At 40.7% G+C, this 19,729-nt stretch carries 18 protein-coding genes; 11 read left to right on the top strand and 7 right to left on the bottom strand.

Features of this window, described 5'->3' with window-relative positions; translation table 11 throughout:
• Position 1: 1 nt before the first annotated feature.
• Both VB732_RS26270 and folB read right to left on the bottom strand, forming a co-directional pair.
• Positions 2–1,297, bottom strand: coding sequence for a diguanylate cyclase domain-containing protein (locus VB732_RS26270; protein WP_323233820.1), 1,296 nt, complete (start codon positions 1,295–1,297; stop codon positions 2–4).
• 870 nt (positions 1,298–2,167) lie between these two features.
• Positions 2,168–2,536, bottom strand: a complete 369-nt coding sequence (gene folB, locus VB732_RS26265; protein ID WP_323233819.1) for a dihydroneopterin aldolase — start codon at positions 2,534–2,536, stop codon at positions 2,168–2,170.
• Positions 2,537–2,703: 167 nt separating this feature from the next.
• Between folB and menD the strand changes: the two genes are divergently transcribed.
• Together menD and VB732_RS26255 are read left to right on the top strand one after the other, a co-directional pair.
• Positions 2,704–4,458: a 2-succinyl-5-enolpyruvyl-6-hydroxy-3-cyclohexene-1-carboxylic-acid synthase gene (gene menD, locus VB732_RS26260; protein ID WP_323233818.1), complete on the top strand. Its 1,755-nt coding sequence runs from the start codon at positions 2,704–2,706 to the stop codon at positions 4,456–4,458.
• 288 nt (positions 4,459–4,746) lie between these two features.
• Positions 4,747–5,754: a serine/threonine-protein kinase gene (locus VB732_RS26255; RefSeq protein ID WP_323233817.1), complete on the top strand. Its 1,008-nt coding sequence runs from the start codon at positions 4,747–4,749 to the stop codon at positions 5,752–5,754.
• Positions 5,755–5,767: 13 nt separating this feature from the next.
• Here VB732_RS26255 and VB732_RS26250 read toward each other — a convergent pair whose 3' ends face one another.
• Together VB732_RS26250 and VB732_RS26245 are read right to left on the bottom strand one after the other, a co-directional pair.
• Positions 5,768–5,878: a DUF4351 domain-containing protein gene (locus tag VB732_RS26250; RefSeq protein ID WP_323233816.1), complete on the bottom strand. Its 111-nt coding sequence runs from the start codon at positions 5,876–5,878 to the stop codon at positions 5,768–5,770.
• A 142-nt stretch (positions 5,879–6,020) separates the two neighbouring features.
• Positions 6,021–6,893, bottom strand: a complete 873-nt coding sequence (locus VB732_RS26245; protein WP_323233815.1) for an Rpn family recombination-promoting nuclease/putative transposase — start codon at positions 6,891–6,893, stop codon at positions 6,021–6,023.
• Between the two features lie 140 nt (positions 6,894–7,033).
• Here VB732_RS26245 and menB point away from each other — a divergent pair, with 140 nt between their 5' ends.
• Positions 7,034–7,867 carry a 1,4-dihydroxy-2-naphthoyl-CoA synthase gene (gene menB, locus VB732_RS26240; protein WP_323233814.1) on the top strand — a complete coding sequence of 278 codons (834 nt, stop codon included), beginning with the start codon at positions 7,034–7,036 and terminating at the stop codon, positions 7,865–7,867.
• Positions 7,868–7,994: 127 nt separating this feature from the next.
• Here menB and VB732_RS26235 read toward each other — a convergent pair whose 3' ends face one another.
• Both VB732_RS26235 and VB732_RS26230 read right to left on the bottom strand, forming a co-directional pair.
• Positions 7,995–8,309, bottom strand: coding sequence for a hypothetical protein (locus tag VB732_RS26235; RefSeq protein WP_323233813.1), 315 nt, complete (start codon positions 8,307–8,309; stop codon positions 7,995–7,997).
• A gap of 456 nt (positions 8,310–8,765) precedes the next feature.
• Entirely contained in the window at positions 8,766–9,305 is a 540-nt protein-coding gene (locus VB732_RS26230) for a DUF721 domain-containing protein (RefSeq protein ID WP_323233812.1), read from the bottom strand.
• A gap of 205 nt (positions 9,306–9,510) precedes the next feature.
• Between VB732_RS26230 and VB732_RS26225 the strand changes: the two genes are divergently transcribed.
• From VB732_RS26225 to VB732_RS26195, 7 genes are all read left to right on the top strand, one after another.
• Positions 9,511–10,848: a hypothetical protein gene (locus VB732_RS26225; RefSeq protein WP_323233811.1), complete on the top strand. Its 1,338-nt coding sequence runs from the start codon at positions 9,511–9,513 to the stop codon at positions 10,846–10,848.
• A gap of 236 nt (positions 10,849–11,084) precedes the next feature.
• Positions 11,085–11,840, top strand: coding sequence for a PspA/IM30 family protein (locus tag VB732_RS26220; RefSeq protein WP_323233810.1), 756 nt, complete (start codon positions 11,085–11,087; stop codon positions 11,838–11,840).
• A 162-nt stretch (positions 11,841–12,002) separates the two neighbouring features.
• Positions 12,003–12,779 (top strand): PspA/IM30 family protein, encoded by a 777-nt coding sequence (locus VB732_RS26215; RefSeq protein WP_174712453.1) that lies wholly within the window; start codon positions 12,003–12,005, stop codon positions 12,777–12,779.
• A gap of 174 nt (positions 12,780–12,953) precedes the next feature.
• Positions 12,954–13,289: a thioredoxin family protein gene (locus VB732_RS26210; RefSeq protein ID WP_323233841.1), complete on the top strand. Its 336-nt coding sequence runs from the start codon at positions 12,954–12,956 to the stop codon at positions 13,287–13,289.
• Positions 13,290–13,343: 54 nt separating this feature from the next.
• Positions 13,344–14,546: an LL-diaminopimelate aminotransferase gene (locus VB732_RS26205; RefSeq protein WP_323233840.1), complete on the top strand. Its 1,203-nt coding sequence runs from the start codon at positions 13,344–13,346 to the stop codon at positions 14,544–14,546.
• Positions 14,547–14,962: 416 nt separating this feature from the next.
• A complete protein-coding gene (locus tag VB732_RS26200; RefSeq protein WP_323233809.1) occupies positions 14,963–15,856 on the top strand; it encodes an NF038130 family PEP-CTERM protein in 894 nt (297 codons plus the stop codon).
• Positions 15,857–16,480: 624 nt separating this feature from the next.
• Positions 16,481–16,903 carry a response regulator gene (locus VB732_RS26195; protein WP_323233808.1) on the top strand — a complete coding sequence of 141 codons (423 nt, stop codon included), beginning with the start codon at positions 16,481–16,483 and terminating at the stop codon, positions 16,901–16,903.
• A gap of 21 nt (positions 16,904–16,924) precedes the next feature.
• On the opposite strand, the gene VB732_RS26190 is transcribed toward VB732_RS26195, so the two are convergent.
• Entirely contained in the window at positions 16,925–17,104 is a 180-nt protein-coding gene (locus VB732_RS26190) for a hypothetical protein (protein WP_323233807.1), read from the bottom strand.
• A gap of 634 nt (positions 17,105–17,738) precedes the next feature.
• On the opposite strand from VB732_RS26190, the gene uvrC reads away from it, so the two are divergent.
• Positions 17,739–19,616, top strand: coding sequence for an excinuclease ABC subunit UvrC (uvrC, locus tag VB732_RS26185; RefSeq protein ID WP_323233806.1), 1,878 nt, complete (start codon positions 17,739–17,741; stop codon positions 19,614–19,616).
• Positions 19,617–19,729 lie beyond the last annotated feature (113 nt).

The following is a 19,729-nucleotide window of genomic DNA, read 5'->3' as shown; positions in this document are numbered from 1 at the left end:
CTTAACTAAATATGGCATAAGTAGCTTTTCCCTGCCGTTTAGCTCGGTACATTGCAATATCAGCATCCCGTAAGAGAGTTGCAGGCTCTTCATAACTATTAAAATTCCAAGTAATACCAATGCTAGCTGTAGTGGATAATTCATATCCATTGAGGTTAATTGGCGATCGCAACGCTTCTTGAATCCGTTTGGCAACGTTGGTAGCGTCGGTAATGTCTTTAATATCCTCTAAAAGAACAGTAAACTCATCACCACCAAATCGTGCTACAGTATCGCCACCTCGTAAGCACGACTCTAAACGTCTAGCGATCGCTACTAAAAAATCATCCCCAACTCCATGCCCAAAGTGATCGTTAATCTCCTTGAAACCATCTAAATCCAAAAATAAAACTGCAAAATAATAATCGCTTCTGCGTTTGCTACGCTCAATCGTTTGTCTGAGTCGATCTAAAAATAAAATACGGTTTGGTAACGCTGTCAGCCCATCATAAAACGCATTGCGGATCAGTTGCGCCTCTGTCTTTTTGCGTTTGGTAATATCCTGAAAAACTAAAACTGCACCAGTAATATTACCATTGCGATCGCGGATGGGTGCAACATTATCCCCAATTGCTATCTCTTTACCATCTTTGGTAATCAGTATACAGTTTTCTGGTAAATTTAAAATTTTACCTGTTTCGATTACATCTGTAGCTAAATTTCCAATTTTTTCTCCTTTATCTTTGTCAGATAAGCTCACTACTTGTACTAAATCTTTGCCCAAAGCTTCACTTTCCTTCCACCCAGTGATTAGTTCTGCTGTAGAATTCATCATTTGAATACAACCATTTGCATAAGTCACAATCACTGCACAGCCCATACTGTTAATAATTGCTGTTAGCCTCTGTTTTTCTTCGTATAATATTTTTTTGCTCTGATGTTTGTACAAAGCCATTTCAACCGTAAAATGTAAATCACTTTCAATAAATGGTTTGGCTATGTAACTAAAAGGCTCACTTAACTGATTTTTATGTAATGTTTTATATTCAGAACACTCTGCCAAACACTCTGTTAGATATACTACAGGCACATGGAAGCGATTCTGAATAATATCTGTTACCTGTACACCGTCAATTTCCCCAGCTAGGCAGATATCAATTAATACTAAACTTGGATGAATTTCTGCTACCTTTTTTATTACTTCTTCACCAGACTGAGTAATTTCTGAGACGGAATAACCTAATTTTTGTAAGCTATTTCTAATATTTGAGGCTATGATTTCCTCATCCTCAACAACTAGGATTTTGCGGGCGAACATGGTAAAACAACCTGTTTGCTAAGGTTCAGATTTTTGTTGTTAGTGTCAACTCTGTATAAAAGTTCTTGTTTTATCATAAACAATGTTTTACTACTCTGTAGTATGCTTGATATAAATACTTACACATGAGCAAATAGCATCATATTATTAACCTTCCATAAGTCCTGCGCTTGTTAAAGCTAATTCTGATTACTCTATGCAGTTAATATGATGCCATTAACATTAAATGTCAATTATTATATGATTACTAGCGATCAAAAACTGATTTTCAAGAATTATCAAACAGAATTCAGGAGTCAGGAGCCAGAATTCAGAATTGAATTCTGTGCGACTGGTAGATGAATAAACGGGTTTAAAACCCCATCGTCTGCACGGTGTCTACAATTGGTTGGGGTCTTAATCCCCATCCAATTGATTCTGACTCCTGAATTCTGACTTCTGAATTCTTCTTCAAATAATAATTTTCCTGAAGAAAATAAACATTAAGTATAGTATTTATGCCAAAATTAATCAATAACAAAATTGAATTAAATAACAGGAACTATTTAGAATCAAAGACTTGAATATAGATTTGTCTACAAATAGCTTCTTTCTGAGTTGGAGTGCAAATCCAAGCCTGAAACTATCGGATTACCAATTACCTGTAAAGTTGCTCTAGAACAAGAGGATTTTGCTCATTATTTCAGCAAATAATCTTGATTTTGTCTAGTTTCGCAAATAATTAATACTAATTTTTACTTTTTTTGCCACGAGCATTTACTGGGGGCAATGGCAGGAAAGATTCTCTTTGTGAGATACTCCCACGCTCCATGTAAACCCCCTTGTTTTACTAGTTTTATAGATATTGAGATAAAAAACAGGTTTTTTGCTTTAGAGGTTGGACTTAGCTTTAGTCAGTTCAATGCTAATTTTGCCACCAAAGTCTGGGATAGGTGCAGCAGGTTTGCTGAGAGTGACTTGGACTTGCGTTACACGATCGCACTCTTGGAGAATAGAATCTGCGATCGTTGCTACCAATTTCTCTATCAAAGCAAATTTAGACGTTTTGATCAGATGTTGTATCAAGCTAATGACGCTGCGATAATCTAAAGTGTCTTCGATCGCGTCAGTCTTGGCCGCTGTGGAGATATCCAACCATAACCTCACATCCACCTCAAACCATTGTCCTAGCACCTGTTCTTCTGGTAAATACCCAGTGTAGCCATAGCCGCGAATTCCCGTTAAATGAATGCAGTCCATAAAAGTTTGAGAGCAAATTGTGCATTTTGTAGAAAGTGGAGCGAGTTTGCTTGGAGATTTTCTTTCCCAGAAACTCGCTTGGCGGTGATGGAATCCAACACCGCATTGATGGATTTTAAATTGAATTTCCCCAGACAAAATCTAAAATTTAAGATTGTTTTATAGCTATGTTTGATTTAATGCCGATCGCCTTTAAAAATGTTAATCAACTTTGGGCTTATATTTTAACAGAGACCTTAAAGCGGTTGGGATTGACTTGTGCTATCATTTGCCCAGGATCGCGCTCTACACCTTTAGCGATCGCCTTTGCTCAACAAGCACCTGAAATTGAAGCGATTTCCATTCTTGATGAACGCTCCGCCGCCTTTTTCGCTTTGGGACAAGCTCAAGCAACCGGACGCGCAGTGGTACTAGTTTGCACCTCTGGTACAGCAGGAGCAAATTTTTATTCAGCAGTCATTGAAGCTTCATATAGTCGCGTCCCACTATTGATATTAACCACCGATAGGCCCCCAGAATTGCGAGATTGTCACTCAGGGCAAACTATAGATCAGTTGAGATTATATGGAAACTACCCAAATTGGCAAACAGAGTTAGCCTTACCTTCCGCCGATTTAGGAATGCTAGCTTACCTGCGACAAACGGTAATTCATGGCTGGGAAAGAGCGCAAACTCCTACAAAGGGGCCAGTACATTTGAATATTCCCTTTCGTGATCCCTTAGCGCCTCTTCCTGATGGAATTGACTTGACTTATCTGCGATCGCAATTTCACCCAGAAGACTTTTTCGCAGGAATAACAAACTCATTCCCCATTCCCAATTCCCCATTCCCTATTCCCCAACAATGGAAAGAATGCGATCGCGGCATTATTATCGCAGGTGTTGCCCAACCGTCGCAACCAGAGGAATATTGTAGAGCGATCGCGCACCTTTCCCAAACTCTCAAATGGCCAGTGCTAGCTGAGGGACTTTCCCCAGTCAGAAATTACGCCGAACTCAATCCTTATTTAATTTCCACATACGACTTGATTTTGCGAAATCAACAACTAGCAAAGCAGTTAGCGCCCGAAATGGTGATTCAGGTGGGTGAAATGCCTACGAGTAAAGAACTACGTACCTGGATAGATGCAACCCATCCGCGACGTTGGGTAATTGACAAGAGTGACCAAAACCTTGACCCTTTGCACGGGAGAACGACGCATTTACGGATATCTATAGAAGACATAAAAGTAGAGGAGGGAAATTTATCTTTCTCCTCAGACTATGGAAAGCAATGGTGTGATGCAGAAACTAAAGTCAGGTTAGTTGTTGACCAGACGATGGAGAAAATAGATGAAATCATTGAGAGTAAAGCAGCTTGGTTAATTTCTCAGATTTTACCGCCAGGAACGCCTCTGTTTATTGCAAATAGTATGCCTGTGCGGGATGTGGAATATTTCTGGAAACCGAATAATTTAGGAGTGCGATCGCACTTTAACCGGGGTGCAAATGGCATAGATGGCACATTATCCACAGCTTTAGGAATTGCCCATCGCCAGCAAAGTAGTGTGATGTTAACAGGAGATTTAGCGCTGTTGCATGACACAAATGGTTTTTTAATCCGCAATAAGTTTGTCGGACATCTGACGATTGTGTTAATCAATAACAATGGCGGTGGCATTTTTGAAATGTTACCCATTGCCAAATTTGACCCACCATTTGAAGAGTTTTTTGGCACTCCCCAGGATATTGATTTTGCTCAGTTGTGCGCTACTTATAATGTGCAACATGAATTGATTACTTCTTGGCAGCAATTGCAGCAAAAATTAAACCCATTAGCAACGAAAGGAATTCGGGTTTTAGAGTTGCAGACAAATCGTAAACATGACGCTAAGTGGCGACAGGAGAATTTACGGGAGTTTGCCGCAGATATTGTAATTTAACTATTGCATTAGGTGTTGCTGAATAGCAGGCTAAAATAGAGCGATTATATGAAACACTTGTGGTATTCAAAAATTTACAAGTGCTTTCCCACAAGAATTTTTAGTGCTGGTGTTGTTCAACGGTATTAGGATACTAAGGATTGAGGCAAAAATAAACGTATTGTTTAAAACAGCTATCTCGGTACATTTACGATTAGCCCAATTAGTATTTTTGGTTTTGACCACATTGGAATTTTTTTATCTACAATATCATCAATTGATAGTATTGTGTCTTGTGAGGTTTTTGAAATGCCACCAAAAAAGTTCGGTAATAGATGGGAAAATATTAGCTCAGTTGGTGAAGGTGGTCAATCTCATGTGTTTCTTGTAAAAGATTTAAGTGGTGAATTTACTGAAAACTGTATTCTTAAAAAATTAAAAAACCTTAACCGAATTAAGAGATTTGAGCAGGAAATCAAAGCTGGAACAAAGTTAAATCATCCGAGGATCGCCCCCATTTTGGACTTTTCTCTAGATCCTGAACCTTATTTCGTAACAAAACACTACTCAGGACTTACTTTGACTAAAGTAGTACCTCTAAAACCACTTGACGCTCTAGCTCTTTTTACAGATATATGTGACACAGTAGCTTACGCACATGAAAAGGGTATAGTGCATCGTGACTTAAAGCCAGATAATATAATTCTTGATCGAGATAATAATCCAATAATTCTTGACTTCGGAATTTGCTACTTTATAGATGAGGATAACCGCTTAACAGAAACTATGGAGCAAGTAGGCTCCCGATACTATATTTCACCTGAACTTGAAGGGGGGCGTAGCGAACAAGTAACCTTGGCTGTTGATTCATACGCATTAGGAAAAATATTATATTTCTTGCTTACCGGAAAAATATTTTCTAGGGAAAACTACAAGGATTCTAATAGTCTGTCTTATGTATGTCAAAATCCTCAACTTGACTACATAACACAAAGAATTCTAGATAAATCAGTTGTTGAAGAACCTAATCAGCGTCTAAATGTTGCCAAGCTAAAAGAAGAATCAGAAACAGTTAGGCGCTTAATCTATGAACATTTCTACCCTGGTAAAGTTGGTTCACGCTGTCGTTTCTGTGGCGAAGGGTTTTATGAATTAATGCGGTATTCAGGCTTGAAAACTTTTACGATGATACAAGAAAGTCATTCTATGAGTCGCCCTTCGCAAGACTGGTATATGAACTGTGAGGCTATATCTTGTAATTTATGTGGAAATATACAGTGGTTTGAAGTTAAAAAACCGATTCCGCCATATATTTGAGTAACATTAACCATTAAAACGCTTCCAACTGTTCCAGCGATAATGCCTGAATTTTGGCTAAAAGTTCCTCAGCAATTTCACCAAATAGTCGTTTTAACAGTCGTCGCAGGATGAGCGATCGCACTTTTTCTTCCGCCGCTTCTGATATACTTGCGCGTCTACAAATGCTTCTTCAGTTCGAGAAACTTTATTTGTAGCCATAATTATTTTACGGAGTGCGTAGGCGTAGCCCACCGCAGGTATCGCCCTTCTCCTCTGCGTGAAACTTACCCTCTTGGTTGATCTTGTAACCATCCTTCCAAATCAGCAAGAGTAGAGAAATCCAACAAAGCATCACCTAAAGCTTCCAACTGTTCCACCGATAACCCTTGAATCTGGGACAGAAGCACATCAGGAATATTACCCACGCGCCGATTTAATAGTCGTAAAACGATCGCTCTTTCTCCCTCAACTTTTCCTTCCTCTCGTCCTTCAACCTTTCCTTCCTCTCGCCCTTCTTCCTTCGCTTCCAAAATAGCCCGTGGTTCTTCCAAATTCAGTCCCAACATCGCTTGAATCTCCTGTCGACTTAGGTCAGAAAACTTGTAAACAATAATCGTTGTAATTAAATCAATTATCGCTTGCTCCGACTGTTGCCGTGCTTGCTCCAACAAAAATCGCGCCCCTTCCACTGCTTCGGTTTCAGAAGTAACATTTGTTAGCAACATCAAACCTAATCCCAAAGGTTGTTCTCGCAAATCCCCCAACTCATCCAGATAAACCCGCCTGACTTGACCACTTTCTAACAAAGCACGGTGAATTGAAGAGGAAGAAGGTTCCAGACTGCGAGAAGCAAAAATTATTACACCAAACCAGTCATCGTAACGAATAGAGTTGCGGTAGAGAAACAAAAACAATTCGCTGAAGAAGCGGTGATATAAGTCTTCGTCCTTCTGAAACTGCACTTCAGCAAAAAAGACGGTTTTGGAAACTGCATCAGCCGGAGGTAAAAACACTCCATCAATCCGAAACGCAGTTTCTTTCACTTCAACTGATTCAAACTGGTAGTTTTCTGCTTCTGGGGGTGGTTCATCTACTAATTCAAATAGCAAACCCGGAAATTGCTTAAATAATTTGTAGAAAATGGTGTCACGTCGCATTTTGATTTCTCCACACCCAGACAATTACCAAATTGTAAAGGCTTGAGACAGCAATTTTAGCGTAAGCGTAGCCCACCGCAGGTATCGCATGTCCCTACGTCCGCGATAAAATCCTTGAAGCAACAGCGCACTACATACCAATGCAAATTAACTGGCAAACTGCCAAAAACTACGAAGATATTCTGTATCAAAAAACTGATGGCATTGCAAAAATCACCATCAACCGTCCCCATAAACGCAATGCTTTCCGTCCTGAAACAGTCTTTGAACTGTACGATGCTTTCTGTAATGCTCGTGAAGATACTACTATTGGTGTCGTCCTATTTACTGGCTACGGCCCACACACTGATGGAAAATATGCTTTCTGTTCAGGTGGCGATCAAAGTGTGCGGGGACATGCGGGTTATGTAGACCATACTGGCATCCCTCGCTTGAATGTGCTGGACTTACAACGCCTGATTCGTTCCATGCCGAAAGTGGTGATTGCTTTAGTGGCGGGATATGCGATCGGTGGCGGACACGTTCTACACTTAATTTGCGACCTTACTATTGCTGCCGATAACGCTATTTTCGGACAGACTGGCCCGAAAGTAGGCAGTTTCGACGGTGGTTTTGGAGCCAGCTATCTCGCCCGCATTGTGGGACAAAAAAAAGCTAGAGAAATTTGGTTTCTCTGCCGCCAATATGATGCCCAACAAGCTCTAGAAATGGGTTTAATTAATTGTGTTGTCCCAGTGGAACAACTAGAAGCGGAAGGTATTCAATGGGCGCAAGAGATTTTAGAAAAAAGTCCGATCGCAATTCGGTGTCTCAAAGCCGCCTTTAATGCTGATTGTGACGGACAAGCTGGTTTACAAGAGCTAGCTGGCAATGCCACGCTACTCTATTACATGACAGAAGAAGGGTCTGAAGGTAAACAAGCCTTTCTCGAAAAACGTCCGCCAGATTTTCGCTCTTTTCCTTGGCTACCTTAGAATTGCAAAAATCGCACCTCAATAAAGGGTGCGATTTTTGTAAATGTCAACGTTTATGGCACTAAATATCTTAAAAACAAATCTTATTTTCAGCAAACTACAAAATTGGTTCAGTAATAATGGATAGCTAAATAAACACTGCTTCAGTTTTGGCCTCTTGAGAATATACAGAGGCGGTTATTTCCTCTATAGGGGCAACAGCATGATCTAAATCTGAAGGTAGAGGATAAGAACAAGCTAAAACTGGTGCTGCATCTGGCAAAGTCCAAGCATCTTCCAAAGTTTCCCAAGAAGGCGCAAAAGGTGGGAGCGCCAAGGAGCAAGCCTTCCAAGTTGCTTGAACTGGCGCTCCCAACTGCTGACACGTTCCACCACGGCGGCCTTCTGGCTGATAATGACGGCAATATTTACAAGCAGATGCTGAAAATTTAATAGGTTTCATTTGGATTCATCTTTAGTGCCGTTTCTGGCTGAATTTCATCTTTATATTTTGCTTCTATATATAAAGACGGATAAAAGCCAAAAAGCCATTATTTTCTATAGGTTTCAGCGATCCCGACGAAAAAATAAACTTTAGGATGTTTTTATAATCTTGTTATATTTTTAAATAATCTGGAGAGTGATTACCTATAGATATTGGCTAAAACTTATTAGGGATCAAGAGTAAAAGTAAAGCTTTTGATTTATCTAACCTTTTAACTTCCTCCTTAAGGACAGATGAAGGCATATAATTTCAGATAAATAGCCTGGGTTATCTACCACGTTTGGTATATTGTAGCTGTAAAATATATATTTTCTCAAGAATTAGAACTTCTCTAGATGGCCGCAGCAAATTACTTCGAGATAAATTCTGCTCAAGAAATAATCGCTGAACTATTTTGCTCAAAACTGACTTACTTCAAAACTGTTTAGCAGCACAGACAGAGCAAACTGCCCAGCGCTGGAGTTCGCCGGGTGGGGTAGGAGATTCACATTGGGGACAAAGGGGTAAGCCATGCGATCGCGATCGCATAATCTTCGTCCAATGCCCAAAAGCAGTATTTACATCCTTGGCGGGTGTAACATCAGGGTGGCTAATCTCATCACCAAGGTAACTAGGATGTTCATCGGGTAAAACCGTTTGTTGCTGTATTCTCTGCACAGACGGTTTTTGCCAGCCAGCAGTAGAGAAGCGAATATCAACCAAAGGCGTTGGCAGCTTTTTATTCAACTTTAAAAGCAGAGACGTGCGGCCAAAAGTCAGGTTTTGCGCCCAAGCAGCACTAGAAGTTGCTACCGACAAAACATCGCGTTGAATCGATAATGGTCGAGTGTTTGCCGCAACTACTGGCCCCACAACTTCTGCCCAACACTTGAGCAAAAGTTGAAATGGTTGCTCCTGCCATTTAGCCTGCTTTTCTAAAGCGCCCAAAATATCATTAATTGATTTCAACGACATCGTTAAAAGTGGGGAGTGGGGAGTGGGGAGTAGGGAATGGGAAGCAGGGAGCAAGGGAGAAGAGTTTTCCCCTCTTCCCCCTGCACCCTGCCCCTCTGCCTCTTTTCAATTCCCCATTCCCAATCTATCTATTTAAATAATTTTCGCTACTATTGTCACAAATATAAAGTTAATTCCAACAATCTACGCTTGAGGCACAGAGGCAATGACTCAAAACCCCCTGAACGATTCCGGTACTCAATCGTCTAAAACACCTGGTTTGAAACCAGCACTAGCAGCAGCATTAGCAAGTTTAGAAGTGCCGCTAGATCAAGAGTTAGCTCGATACCGACGGACGCGAAATGGTTTGGTGTCATCGAACCAGCGCCGTGTTGCAAGTTACATGAACAGTCAAGCTCAGTCATTGACTGCCATTCCTACAACATTGGGCGCAACTCAGTCATCAGTAACGGAAATTAAAACTAACGTGCCACCTGTACCTGTACCCGTGAATCATCAGGGAAATCCATCGCCAGCTACAGCAAAAATTGACATACCACCAGCACCTTTTGTAGCTGTAAATCCTGAGATGAACCCAGCCTCAGCTACGGTAAATACTGAACAAGTAAATCTCAATGTGCCCTATACTCCCGATGCTGCTAAAACACAAACTCAACTTCCGCCACCGCCGCCCAACTTTAGTAGCAGTATTGTGCCGACAAGCGTTAAGAATACTGAGAGTGAAAATCTCTTGCAGCCAGATGACAACCTTAAACACCCAGATGACTATTTAGAATCTAGTGAAGCACTGCTGCGAAGTCTCACAGAAGAGCAACCAGAAACCAAGAAACCAAGCAATTCTAGTGACAGCCTGCTATCACCTTTGGGCATCGGCTCGATGTTACTGCTATTGGTAGCAAGTCTTACCTTGGGTTATGTAGTATTCAATCCCAAAGGCTTGCCCCAATGGAATTTAAGCAAATTATTTAACGGAAACTCACCTCCCGTACCAGAAAATGCTAAAGAAGTTGGGAGTAATGTGGAACCTCAGATCCAGCCACCCAGTACGTCTATACCCAAGTATCCCAATCTAGCTGCCCAAGAGTTTCCTGATGTGAGAGATGCTAAGGATTTAGTTGGCTTACAACCTAAAGTCCAGCCAACACTTTCAGTAATACCTGCTCCAGTCCTTCCCCAAAGTCCCGTAAATCCTCAAGCTGCACCGCCTGAACCCAATACAGCCCTAAAACCGGCAAATCCGATCGTAGCACCAGTACCAACGGTACAGCCCTTACCACCTCTAAATTTGCCTCCCACATCAACGGTAAAAACCTCACCAAAACCAAATGCAGAAATCAAACCAGCAGCAGATGGGTTCTATCATGTCGTAATCGATAATAAAGGTGCAGCTTATGCTTCAGCACGGCAAGTAATTCCTGATGCTTATTTATCACCCAACAAAGAATTAATTTATCTCGGTGCTTTTAAGACTAAAGAGCAAGTACAAAAACACATGCAATTATTACAGTCAAGGGGGATTAAGGCACGGGTTCAGCAGCCATAAGTTGCAAAAATCTACGATACCATGAGATTACAGTCCTGAGTGCCCAATAGTAGAGACAAAATCTTGTTTGTTTACAGTCCCATAACCAGATTTTTATACTCAGTAGTTGAACTAGTCATTCAGCACTTCATAACTACACCTAAGACAAAAATTTTTATTCTCAGGACTTTAACTAGGCATGGGCTGAACGCCCCGCTACCGCTAACAGCATTGAGTTTCGTGAATGGAGAGCCGACATGGGATTAATTAAGCGTATTCTGCGGATAATTCGCGCTAATCTCAATAGTTTGATTGGTAGTGCAGAAGATCCAGAAAAGATTCTAGAGCAAACTGTCCTAGAGATGCAGGAAAACCTGGTGCGGTTGCGGCAAGGTGTAGCACAAGCGATCGCTACCCAAAAACGCACTGAGCGACAGGCGGCGGCGGCCAACTCTCAAACAGAAGAATGGTATCGCCGCGCCCAACTAGCCTTACAACAAGGCAATGAACCTTTAGCACGCGAAGCTTTGACTAAGCGCCAAGCCTACAAAGAAACTACTACAGCCCTCTTTTCCCAAATAGAGCAGCAAAACGATATAGTTGCTAGGCTAAAAAAGGATATGCGATCGCTAGAGTTAAAAATTTCCGAGGCGAAAACAAAAAAAGATATGTATATTGCTCGCGCCCGTTCTGCGGAAGCGTCTTCTCGCCTCCAGGAAATGCTGGGGGGAGTTTCTGCTACCAGCAGTCTGAGCGCCTTTGAGCGTATGGAAGAAAAAGTTTTACAAATAGAGGCTCATTCAGTTGCGATCGCCCAACTCGGTAGCGATGACTTGGAAACACAATTTACTTCCTTGGAATCTACTAATAATGTAGATGCTGAATTAGCAGCTATGAAGGTACAGGTTTTAAATCAGGCAGAAAACACACAGGACAACAGTCTGCTTACCGAGGAAAAGCAGAACACAGTACGGCCTCCTCAACAGCAGTTACCCAAAACTCAAGACTCTTGAAGTTCGGCTAATTACCCCACTTTAGAGATATCCTAACAATTAAGAGTTGTTATAAGGTACTGATTCCAGCCGGAAAGATTACATTGAAATAGGTAGCTATTAAAAAGTAAAAAAGCTGACTGTCCAACAAAAAGCGTAAACCAAACAAGGAAAAACAAAGTTATGGGATTATTCGATCGCATTAAGCGAGTAGTTAGTTCTAACCTCAACGACCTGGTTAACAAAGCCGAAGACCCCGAAAAAATGCTAGAACAAGCCATCCTGGAAATGCAGGAAGACTTGGTGCAGCTGCGTCAGGGAGTAGCCCAAGCGATCGCCGCCCAAAAACGCAGTGAGAAACAGTATAATGATGCCCAAAATGAAATTAATAAATGGCAACGCAATGCTCAATTAGCCTTGCAAAAAGGTGATGAGAACTTAGCACGGCAAGCCCTAGAGCGTAAGAAGACTTATACGGACACCAGCACTGCCCTCAAAGCTAGTTTAGATACCCAAAGCACTCAAGTTGAAACCCTCAAGCGCAACTTAATTCAGCTAGAAAGCAAGATTTCTGAGGCTAAAACCAAGAAAGAAATGCTCAGAGCGAGAATCACCACTGCCAAAGCTCAAGAGCAACTTCAAAACATGGTAAGTGGCATGAATACCAGTAGTGCAATGTCTGCCTTCGAGCGGATGGAAGAAAAAGTCTTGATGCAAGAAGCTCGGGCCCAGTCTGCTGGAGAATTAGCAGGTGCTGATTTAGAAAGCCAATTTGCCCGGTTGGAAGGTAGTAGCGATGTTGATGATGAATTGGCAGCTTTGAAAGCGCAAATGCTACCACCCGCTACTCCAGTCACTCAAGCGCAACTACCACCACAGCAAGAAACCACTCCTGCTAAGTCTAATGAAGTGGTTGATGCTGAGTTGGATTCTCTACGCAAGCAATTGGATCAATTATAAAATTGTCAGAAAACTTATATGAGCCAGTCCCACGCCTGTTGGTTGTGGGATTTTATGTCATTAGTCAATAGTTAAGAATCAAAATAACTATGAATTATTGACTATGGAATATTGGCTACTTTGGGATAAAGTATTGTGTGTGACAACTTTGATCGCCACCTGATGGAGACTGCAATGAGTAAGGCTGTAATCACCATAACTGATGCTGAGTTTGAAACAGAAGTTTTAAAAGCTGAACAGCCTGTATTAGTTTACTTTTGGGCTTCTTGGTGTGGGCCTTGTCAATTGATGTCGCCCATGATTAACTCAGCTGCTACCAAATATAGCGATCGCCTCAAAGTCGTGAAAATGGAAATTGACCCCAATCCACTCACTGTTAAGCAGTACCAAGTGGAAGGTGTTCCGGCTCTAAGACTATTTCAAGGCCAGGAAGTTTTGATATCCACTGAGGGAGTTATCGGCAAAGATAAATTACTCGAACTCTTAGATACGCACTTAAATAGTAATTAGTCAATAGTTCATAGCAAATGACTAATGACAAATGACTAATGACAAATGACTAATATGCAATTTGCAAAGCGTTTACAACCCCTGCAATCGAATGTATTTGCTGATATGGACAGAGCCAAGGCAGTCGCTTTGGCTGCTGGACAACAAGTAATTGATTTGTCGCTGGGGTCTTCTGATTTACCAGCCGAGGCACACGTCATCGAGGCGATCGCCCAATCTCTCCACGATCGCAGTACCCACGGCTATCTGTTGTTTAACGGTACTTTTGGGTTTCGTGAAGCCGCAGCCAACTGGTACGAACAAAAATTTGGCATCAAGGTAGATCCCCAAACTGAGGTACTACCTCTGATTGGTTCTCAAGAAGGTACAGCCCATTTACCCTTAGCATTGCTCAATCCCGGAGATTTTGCCCTGTTGCTCGACCCAGGTTATCCCTCTCATGCCGGGGGAGTTTATCTAGCTAGTGGTCAAATTTACCCGATGCCATTACGGGCAGAAAACGCTTTTTTACCAGTGTTTGCTGATATTCCGGCTCCAGTTTTAGCCCAGTCGCGGATGATGGTATTAAGCTATCCTCACAATCCCACCGCCGCGATCGCTCCTTTATCTTTCTTCCAAGAAGCTGTCGCCTTCTGTCAACAACATAATCTCGCTCTAGTTCACGATTTCCCCTACGTAGATTTAGTATTTGCGGAAACTGGGGAAGAAGTAAACTCTTCTCCCAATCCAAAATCTCTAGTTCCCTCGATTCTGCAAGCCGATCCAGAGAAAAGCGTCTCGATTGAATTTTTTACCCTTTCCAAGTCCTACAATATGGGCGGCTTCCGTATTGGCTACGCCATCGGTAATGCCGAGTTAATTAAAGCCTTACGCCAAGTAAAAGCCGCCGTTGATTTTAATCAGTATCGGGGAATTTTGAATGGTGCGATCGCAGCCCTGACTGGCCCTCAAGCTGGGGTAAAATCTGCTGTAGCTACCTTCCAGCAGCGCCGTGATGCTTTTATCACTGCTTTGCACCGCATTGGCTGGAATGTTCCTACTCCCAAAGCCACAATGTACATCTGGGCAAAATTACCCTCAGCTTGGAGTCAAAACTCGATAGAATTTTGTACCCAACTAGTCAAACAAACTGGTGTAGCCGCTTCTCCTGGTGCTGGCTTTGGTAAATCTGGAGAAGGGTATGTCCGTTTTGCCTTGGTACATGAGCCACCTTTGTTGGAAACTGCTGTGGAGAAAATTGCTCAGTTCCTTCATTAAATTACTTTCTAAGCTAAACACCAAGGATTTTTGCCGCAAAGTGTATGGATGTAAGACGTAGCAAGGGCGCACATTTATGCGCCCTTGCGAATGACCGTATATTACTGAACCCCAAAATAATCAAATGTAATTTTTAATACTATTAAAAATTAGCAAAATAAGCAATTAGACGTATAAAAATCGAGAAACATTAGTCATCTTTTTATTTATAATCAGCAGTAACTTTACCCAATCAGGTCTCTTTGTTTCTTAAACTGGGTTTGTACGTTCAGCTACCAAAGATGGCTAAAAAGGCACGGTGGCGTTTTCATGCCGTCGGATTGCTAAAAAGCCTGTAGTCAAGACAGCCCAAGCCTATAAACGGCAATAGTTTAAAACTTAACTTCCAAACCTGACAGAGACTTGAAAAAATGAAAATGACTTTTCAGAAACTTGTAATTGGTGCTTCAATGGCTATTGGTGTAAGCGCGATCGCTACTGTACCAGCACAAGCTGGAACGCTTACTGGTGCTAGTATCGGTGGAACAGCAGCAAATGATTATTTAGTCTATGATGTCCAAGGTAGCAGTACCAAAATCGTGGACAAGACCCCCGCAAATGTACAAAAAGTCCTGGATGGAAATGCTGCAAATCCTACTGGAAACGTAGAGTTACGAGCTAGTAGTGAAGTAGCAGGTTTTGATTTCTACAAAAACACTACCTTGACGGGACAAATTGGTGGTCAAAGTATTACCTTAAGCAGCCTGACAGCAACAGATTGGTTTAGTACAGGGTCAGGAATGAGTACAAGCTATGGGGCAAATAACTTTGCAAATACTTGGTTTAACCAATTTTATGATGCAGCTGGTCTAGGAACAAGTTTTATCCCTCGTAATCAAGCTTTTAATGCATTTTTAGGCATCAATGGTTTCCAACGCTCTAGCGACCCTAACATCTCTTACGTTAATCAAAATGACATCAGTGGCGAAATCAAAATTGGATTAGCCGGTCATTACAATTTAAAAGATTACTATGCGCCTTTGTTAGGAAACTTGGGTAAGCTTCTCAAAAATGAATTTCAAGCTAGTGAAGTTGTTAAAGTTACCTATAACGGCAAGACTGATTTACTTTACAGCTTTTCTGCTACAAAAAGCGGACTAAGCAACAATTTAGGTTCAGGTGCTGATGGTTTATCGCACAGTGGTAATTATGAAGTCACCATCAAGGGTGTACCTCCCGTAGCAGTCCCAGAACCATCAGTAATACTTGGTCTACTGGGTGTGGCTGGTGTGTTTACTACCCGACGCAAATTTAAAAAAGCATCTATTTAATGTTGCAGGTTCAAAACTACAAATAAGTAAGGGAGCTAACTGCTCCCTTTTTTTTATAAATACTTCCTTCCAGCTATAGCAATTTGATTTGATTCATAAAATTACTTATGTAGGGATAAAACAGGAAATAATAGATATATACTGAGGTTTTTTGCACAATCCAATAGAAGCTCTATATAATAAGATGATTTAATCATCTAGGTTATACTATCTCTAATAATATTTGCAATTTGCAAAAAAGTTACTAACCTATTTGTAGCAGCAATTTCGTATAATTTTATTATTCGCCCTCAAATCCAGATGTTAACTGTTCTACAAATGACTACTAGCCTAGTATTACTTAGGCAATTACACTTATAAAACTTGGTAAGTTAAATTTTAAAATCAGTTTTTTGTTTAAAAATCTAAATCATGAAATGCTCGTAAAGAAAATCTTAATATTTGATTAATTTTATACTTGAGCATACTATTATTAGTATTGGAGTGCAGTTAAAAAAGATTAATATTTTTGACTGAACTATCGGAGTCAAGTTTTTATTGGCTTTGCAGTTTTAATGCACTACCATTTTAGTTTATGGTAATAATCGGTGGCTTTTATTTAATATCATTAGATAATAGGTAGCAATGACAGCACAATTATTCGATATAGATCAAGCATTGCGGTCACACAAAGTTAAACGAATTTTGCTAGTTGAAGACCATTATCTCAATAGGTTGTTGCTGACTGATTATCTAAGTTACTGTGGGTACGACGTTCAAAGCTTATCAGAAGGCTCTGCTTTTTTTTCAACCATAGAAAAATTTCAGCCAGAATTAATGTTATTAGATTTAAAATTGCCAGACATTGACGGTTATTCACTCTTAAAAGAAGTCCAGCAAAAACCTGATTTGTCAAAAATACCTATTATTGTGGTTTCAGCTTTTGCTTTTAAGGCAGATCAAGAATTAGCTCTAAGTTTGGGCGCACGTCGTTATTTTGTCAAACCTCTAAAGCTGAAGGATCTTATACTTACAATTGAAGAAGAGTTAACTTTGAGCCATAGATAAACTTTTCTGCTAAACATCTCTTTATTCAGATTTTTGGTCAGCGATGAACTCTTCAACTTGCTTACTAATATTTTGTATAGAATTACCAATTGTTAAAATTTTATTTTGTACTTGTTCTAACAGCAAAACGGCGGTTTGAAGTTCATTGAGAGTTTCAGCCATTGCTTCCCGATACTGGGCTTCAAAGTCTTGTATGTTCATAGTTTAGCTCTAATAGTAAATTATTTAAATAACTATATTTCCAATTATATTCGTAAAATTAACTTACTAAATCCGTTAGATCGCTTAAGATTGTAAGCTCAATAAACGTTCAAAAATATTGTATATTAATAATATATTTACTTGATATTTATATAAGTTAAACTTTTGGTTTCCCTTGCTTTTTAACAAGAAGATATTAAAATTAGTAAAAGAATAAAATAAAGTTTTGAATAATAGATTGTTATCTATTTTAAAATGTTGATCGCAAATTCAAAAAGATAAGTTTTTATTCTGACAGTAGCAGATGAAAACTAAGACTAAGGGTAGATAAACCATTGTCTGCTCCAAAGTTATAATCCTTGTAGAAAATTGTTTAGTAAACTGTAAAAGAAGCTACCTACCTTTACAAAGAAATTTTTACCTAAGTCTTGTTAATTGAGATGGTAACGGTGTTGTACTAGGTTGTAAACCAACTTACCCTACGGGTACTCAGTTGGATAACTCGTAGAGTAGCCTTAGAAGCATCTACGGACTCAAAGGCTACCTACTTCATATTTACTTGATAATTACTCTGTGAAATCGGCACGGAAAAAGAATTTTTCTTAAAATAGAGAAAGATTACCTAATTTTGGTTGTGACAATATCTACTCAAATACTACCACTGGTTAAAGAGCCGGAACGACTGGAAAATCGTCTAGCCGAAATTCCACCGGAACCGGGGGTTTATTTCATGCGGGATCAGAGCGATCGCATTATATATATAGGTAAGTCACGGAAGTTGCGATCGCGTGTTCGTTCCTATTTCCGCGATGGCTACAACAAGACTGAACGCATCGCCACGATGGTCAAGTTGGTGACAGAAATTGAATTCATCGTCACTGATACTGAAGCGGAAGCCTTAGCGCTAGAAGCCAATTTGATCAAGCAGCACCAGCCATACTTCAACGTGCTGCTCAAAGATGATAAGAAATATCCCTATCTCTGCATTACTTGGTCAGAAGAATATCCGCGAATTTTTATTACCCGTAAACGTCAATTCGGCAAAGAAAAGGATAAATTTTACGGGCCTTATACTGATGCTGGTTTATTACGAGAGATTGTCCGCATCTGCAAGCGGATCTTTCCTCAGCGACAACGACCTCAACCACTTTTCAAAGACCGTCCGTGCTTAAATTATGATTTAGGGCGTTGTCCGGGTGTGTGTCAAAAGCTGACTTCACCAGAAGAATATCGCAAAATTGTGCAAAAAATAGCGATGGTCTTTCAAGGGCGAACTCAGGAATTGATTGATATTTTGACTCAACAGATGAATACAGCAGCTGAAAACTTGAACTTTGAGTCAGCAGCGCGGATTCGCGATCAAATTTCTGGGTTAAAGTCGCTGACTGCTGACCAAAAGGTATCCTTACCAGATGATACAGTTTCACGGGATGCGATCGCACTGGCGGCTAACGAAGAACACGCTTGTATTCAATTATTCCAGATTCGCGCTGGGCAATTGGTAGGACGTTTAGCTTTTGTGGCTGACGCTCACGCAGAACCAGGAGCTATTTTACAACGAGCTTTGGAGGAACATTACCAAACTGCTGACTCAGTGGAAATACCTTTAGAAATTCTGGTACAGCATGATTTACCAGATAGCGACATATTGGCCGATGTCTTAACTCAACGCAAAGGTAAAAAAGTCACGATTTTAACTCCTTTGCGACAAACGAAGGCAGAATTAATTGAGATGGTAGAGCGAAATGCTCAGTATGAATTGCAAAGAATGCAAAAATTTGGCGATCGCAATCACCAAGCAATGCAAGATTTAGCAGCCATTCTCGATTTACCAGATATACCCCACCGCATCGAAGGTTATGATATTTCTCACATTCAAGGGTCAAATGCTGTAGCTTCGCAAGTTGTGTTTATCGACGGTTTACCCGCTAAACAGCATTATCGCCACTACAAAATTAAAAATCCCACGGTAACGGCGGGACATTCGGATGATTTTGCTAGTCTTGCTGAAGTTATTGGGCGACGCTTCCGTAAGTATGCGGAAGATGCACAGTTGTCACGTTTGGGTAATCCAGATTGGCCTGATTTAATCATGATTGATGGCGGTAAAGGTCAGTTATCTTCAGTTATTGCCGTTTTGCAAGAGATGAATTTATTAGAAGATTTGCGAGTTGTGAGTTTAGCGAAGCAGCGAGAAGAGATTTTTTTACCGGGAGAATCTAAACCCTTGACAACTGATGCAGAACAACCAGGGGTGCAGTTGTTGCGACGGTTGCGAGATGAAGCGCATCGGTTTGCAGTCACTTTTCATCGTCAGCAACGTAGTGATAAATTAAAGCGATCGCGTTTAGATGAAATTCCTGGTTTAGGACATCATCGACAAAAGCAGCTACTAGGGCATTTTCGCTCAGTTGATTATATTCGCCAAGCAACAACCCCACAACTCGCTGAGGTTCCAGGAATCGGCCCGCGTTTGGCTCAAGAAATTTACGATTATTTTCATCCCGCTTGAAGTGACTAATACAGCACGCTGTAAATCTTGTCAAAGTATCGATATCCCGCCTTGCATTTCCCGGATTTCTCACCGAATTGTTCCAACAGAAGCTTTTTCTTTTTCCAGAGGTA

The organism is Nostoc sp. UHCC 0252 (genome assembly GCF_034931145.1).
Taxonomy (GTDB): domain Bacteria; phylum Cyanobacteriota; class Cyanobacteriia; order Cyanobacteriales; family Nostocaceae; genus Nostoc.
This window is presented reverse-complemented; position numbering and strand designations above follow the sequence as displayed.

Bases quoted from the DNA above. Each gene is read 5' to 3' on its own strand.
- VB732_RS26200 (WP_323233809.1), top strand. From the start codon at position 14,963: ATGACTTTTCAGAAACTTGTAATTGGTGCTTCAATGGCTATTGGTGTA.
- VB732_RS26270 (WP_323233820.1), bottom strand. From the start codon at position 1,297: ATGTTCGCCCGCAAAATCCTAGTTGTTGAGGATGAGGAAATCATAGCC.
- VB732_RS26255 (WP_323233817.1), top strand. From the start codon at position 4,747: ATGCCACCAAAAAAGTTCGGTAATAGATGGGAAAATATTAGCTCAGTT.
- VB732_RS26220 (WP_323233810.1), top strand. From the start codon at position 11,085: ATGGGATTAATTAAGCGTATTCTGCGGATAATTCGCGCTAATCTCAAT.
- VB732_RS26215 (WP_174712453.1), top strand. From the start codon at position 12,003: ATGGGATTATTCGATCGCATTAAGCGAGTAGTTAGTTCTAACCTCAAC.
- VB732_RS26225 (WP_323233811.1), top strand. From the start codon at position 9,511: ATGACTCAAAACCCCCTGAACGATTCCGGTACTCAATCGTCTAAAACA.
- VB732_RS26205 (WP_323233840.1), top strand. From the start codon at position 13,344: ATGCAATTTGCAAAGCGTTTACAACCCCTGCAATCGAATGTATTTGCT.
- VB732_RS26245 (WP_323233815.1), bottom strand. From the start codon at position 6,893: ATGCGACGTGACACCATTTTCTACAAATTATTTAAGCAATTTCCGGGT.
- VB732_RS26190 (WP_323233807.1), bottom strand. From the start codon at position 17,104: ATGAACATACAAGACTTTGAAGCCCAGTATCGGGAAGCAATGGCTGAA.
- folB (WP_323233819.1), bottom strand. From the start codon at position 2,536: ATGGACTGCATTCATTTAACGGGAATTCGCGGCTATGGCTACACTGGG.
- VB732_RS26235 (WP_323233813.1), bottom strand. From the start codon at position 8,309: ATGAAACCTATTAAATTTTCAGCATCTGCTTGTAAATATTGCCGTCAT.
- VB732_RS26230 (WP_323233812.1), bottom strand. From the start codon at position 9,305: ATGTCGTTGAAATCAATTAATGATATTTTGGGCGCTTTAGAAAAGCAG.
- menD (WP_323233818.1), top strand. From the start codon at position 2,704: ATGTTTGATTTAATGCCGATCGCCTTTAAAAATGTTAATCAACTTTGG.
- menB (WP_323233814.1), top strand. From the start codon at position 7,034: ATGCAAATTAACTGGCAAACTGCCAAAAACTACGAAGATATTCTGTAT.
- VB732_RS26210 (WP_323233841.1), top strand. From the start codon at position 12,954: ATGAGTAAGGCTGTAATCACCATAACTGATGCTGAGTTTGAAACAGAA.
- VB732_RS26195 (WP_323233808.1), top strand. From the start codon at position 16,481: ATGACAGCACAATTATTCGATATAGATCAAGCATTGCGGTCACACAAA.